This is a genomic window from Pseudomonas sp. Root401, from assembly GCF_001425105.1.
GTDB classification, from domain to species: Bacteria; Pseudomonadota; Gammaproteobacteria; order Pseudomonadales; family Pseudomonadaceae; genus Aquipseudomonas; species Aquipseudomonas brassicacearum.
Genome location: NZ_LMDO01000056.1, coordinates 1 through 2986 on the forward strand (window position 1 = coordinate 1; position 2986 = coordinate 2986).

The 2986-nt window shown below is 53.2% G+C and carries 4 protein-coding genes and 3 tRNA genes; all 7 read left to right on the plus strand.

All coding sequences use genetic code 11. The annotated features are described in order from the left end of the window. Positions 1-170 precede the first annotated feature (170 nt). A complete protein-coding gene (gene birA / locus ASC85_RS27255) occupies positions 171-1127 on the plus strand; it encodes a bifunctional biotin--[acetyl-CoA-carboxylase] ligase/biotin operon repressor BirA (protein WP_057452117.1) in 957 nt (318 codons plus the stop codon). Next, the gene (locus tag ASC85_RS27260; RefSeq protein ID WP_057452118.1) at positions 1117-1866 is read left to right on the plus strand and encodes a pantothenate kinase; all 750 of its coding nucleotides are present in this window, start codon (positions 1117-1119) and stop codon (positions 1864-1866) included. Before birA ends, ASC85_RS27260 begins: the two co-directional genes overlap by 11 nt. Positions 1867-1873: 7 nt before the next feature. Next, positions 1874-2329, plus strand: coding sequence for a hypothetical protein (locus ASC85_RS27265; protein WP_057452119.1), 456 nt, complete (start codon positions 1874-1876; stop codon positions 2327-2329). Between the two features lie 142 nt (positions 2330-2471). Beyond that, positions 2472-2556, plus strand: a tRNA-Tyr gene (locus tag ASC85_RS27270). A 24-nt stretch (positions 2557-2580) separates the two neighbouring features. Further along, positions 2581-2654, plus strand: a tRNA-Gly gene (locus ASC85_RS27275). 26 nt (positions 2655-2680) lie between these two features. Continuing rightward, a tRNA-Thr gene (locus ASC85_RS27280) sits at positions 2681-2756 on the plus strand. 84 nt (positions 2757-2840) lie between these two features. After that, on the plus strand, positions 2841-2986 hold a 146-nt coding region (locus tag ASC85_RS31840), incomplete at its 3' end, for a GTP-binding protein (RefSeq protein WP_236712413.1).

A 2986-nucleotide genomic window follows, 5' to 3' on the forward strand; every position in this document is an offset into this window, starting at 1 on the left:
TGGGGTTTCCCCATGTGAGAGTAGGTCATCGTCAAGATTAAATTCCGAAACCCCTATCTGCTGATGCAGGTAGGGGTTTTGTTTTGCCCGCGGGAAAGTCATTTTGTGTTTCTATGCAACGGTCTTGTGCATGGCTATCATGCGTGCCTCATTATCAGGGCGCAGTCCGCATGCTCACGTTGCTAAAACTTCTGAAGGATGGTCGCTTTCATTCAGGGCCGGCGCTGGGTGCTGCGCTGGGTATCAGTCGTAGTGCTGTATGGAAGCAATTGCAGCACTTGGAAGCAGAAATAGGATTGTCTGTTCATAAGGTTCGAGGTAGAGGGTATCAGTTGGCAAAGCCTCTGGTACTTTTGGATGCTGCAGAGATTCACTCAAAAGGCCTTCATGAGTTGCCTGTCCATATCTTTGACGCTATCGACTCGACCAACGCCGAGGCGCTACGTTTGATCGAGCGTGGGGCGGCGGCACCGTTCATGGTTTTGGCCGAGCGACAGATTGCTGGTCGCGGTCGTCGTGGCCGTAAGTGGGTCAGTCCGTTTGCCGAAAACCTCTATCACAGCCTGGTGCTGCGCATTGACGGCGGCATGCGGCAGATCGAAGGGCTGAGCCTGGTCGTCGGACTTGCGGTCATGCATGCCCTGCGTGATATGGGGATCGCTGAGGCGGGCCTGAAATGGCCTAATGATGTCCTGGTGGGAGAGAAAAAGATCGCCGGCATCTTGCTTGAGTTGGTGGGGGATCCTGCGGACGTTTGCCATGTTGTCCTGGGTGTTGGGATTAATGTGAATATGCAAACGACTGATGAGGTCGACCAGCAATGGACATCCATGTGCCTTGAGGCGGGAAGGGATTTTGATAGAAATGAGCTGGTGGCACGATTGGGTGCGAAGCTTCAGCACTATCTGAGGCTTCATCACGCATCGGGATTTTCCGCAATACAGTCCGAATGGGAGCAATACCATCTTTGGCAAGGCAGGGCTGTCTCCCTGATTGCCGGTGTTAATAAAATTGACGGTATTGTGCTGGGGATTGATCACCAGGGGGCGCTGCGTTTGAAGGTAGAGGGTGTGGAAAAAAACTTTAGCGGTGGTGAGCTCAGTCTGAGGTTGCGTGATGATTCTTGAGCTTGACTGCGGCAATAGCTTTATCAAATGGCGTGTTCTTCGTGCCGACGGGGTGACGCCGGTTGACGGCGGTGTGGTCAGCTCTGACAGCGATTTGCTGGTGAGCCTGAGTAATGCCGAGAAGTTCCAGCTCAAGAAATGTCGTCTTGTTAGTGTGAGGACCCTGGAGGAGACAGATTCATTGGTCGCCTCTCTGGTTGATGCGTATGGGGTGTCGGTGACCCGTGCTGTGCCTGCCCGAGAAATGGCGGGGGTGAAAAACGGCTACCAGGATTACGAGCGGTTGGGGCTTGATCGATGGCTGGCCCTGCTTGGTGGATTCCATCTTGCTTCGGGCGCGTGCCTGGTCCTCGATTTCGGCACTGCCATTACCGCTGATTTTGTTGCGGCGGACGGTGAGCATCTCGGCGGATTCATTTGCCCGGGAATGCCTTTGATGCGTAACCAATTGCGTACTCATACGCGAAGAATTCGCTATGACGATATGGCAGCTGAGCGAGCCCATGAGAGTCTCGCTCCAGGTCGGACAACTGTCGAGGCGGTCGAGCGCGGTTGCATGCTGATGCTCAGAGGGTTTGTTCTGACTCAGCTTGAATTGGCGCAGCAATATTGGGGAAAGGATTTCGTGGTGTTTCTCACGGGTGGGGACGCCAATCTGGTTTCCGGGGTTGTTCCTGATGCCAAGGTGGTGCCCGATCTGGTTTTTGTCGGTTTGGCGATGGCCTGTCCTTTGTCTTGAGGTTTCTATGCGGTGGTTGTTTCTGTTGTTGCTGGTTTTGAATGTCTTCTACTACATCTGGCATCAGCAGGAGGCTCCACTTCGGGCCAAGGATGTGACTCCGCTCAGTTTGTACCGCGGTTCGCAGCAGGATATTCACCTGTTGAGCGAAACGGCGGATGCGCTTGTCAGGCGCGACCTGGGTAAGCCCGGTGAAGCGCAAAAGACCTGTGTTTACTTGGGTGGTTTTGTTCGTCCGGAGCTGGCCAGGCAGTTGGAGCAGCGATTGGCTGCCTCGGGCGTAGTAGGTCGTTCTGCTGCGCCGAACTCGCCAAATCTCCCTGAGGGTGGGGGATTCTGGGTTCAGGTTTCCCAGGAAAGCGCGGGAAAGGTGAATGAAACGTTGCTTCAAAACCTTTCTAAAGAATTCAATGAGTTAAAACATAAAATAATGCCATGCGAAGGGGTTGCACCGGCAGGGTAGTTTGCATAGAATGGCGCCCGCTTCGCAGCGAAGACCTTTAAAGGTTAGCGGTACGAAGCGACGTCAACGCAGCTAACCTCAGGTTTTTAATGAGAAAATGCTTGACAGAAGGCTGGCATGATATAGAATGCCGGCTCGCTTAGGAGGGGTTCCCGAGCGGCCAAAGGGATCAGACTGTAAATCTGACGTCTACGACTTCGAAGGTTCGAATCCTTCCCCCTCCACCATTTTTAGCGTGAGCTGCAAGCTCCGCGGGTATAGTTTAGTGGTAGAACCTCAGCCTTCCAAGCTGATGATGCGGGTTCGATTCCCGCTACCCGCTCCAAGTTTGCAGGTTGTGCAAAGTGTTTCGCTCTTGTAGCTCAGTTGGTAGAGCACACCCTTGGTAAGGGTGAGGTCAGCGGTTCAAATCCGCTCAAGAGCTCCATATAACAAGGCAGATATGAAAATATCTGCCTTTGTTTTAATGGCTTGTGTGACTCGCTAAATTCTTCTCCTAGGGGTGATTTCGATGGCTAAGGAAAAGTTCGAACGTAATAAGCCGCACGTCAACGTTGGTACCATTGGTCACGTTGACCACGGTAAAACCACGCTGACCGCTGCTCTGACCCGTGTCTGCTCCGAAGTTTTCGGTTCGGCCAAGGTTGACTTCGACAA

What these genes read in the sequence shown, in the direction of transcription:
- birA (WP_057452117.1), top strand. Translation starts at nt 171, where the DNA reads ATGCTCACGTTGCTAAAACTTCTGAAGGATGGTCGCTTTCATTCAGGG.
- ASC85_RS27260 (WP_057452118.1), top strand. Translation starts at nt 1,117, where the DNA reads ATGATTCTTGAGCTTGACTGCGGCAATAGCTTTATCAAATGGCGTGTT.
- ASC85_RS27265 (WP_057452119.1), top strand. Translation starts at nt 1,874, where the DNA reads ATGCGGTGGTTGTTTCTGTTGTTGCTGGTTTTGAATGTCTTCTACTAC.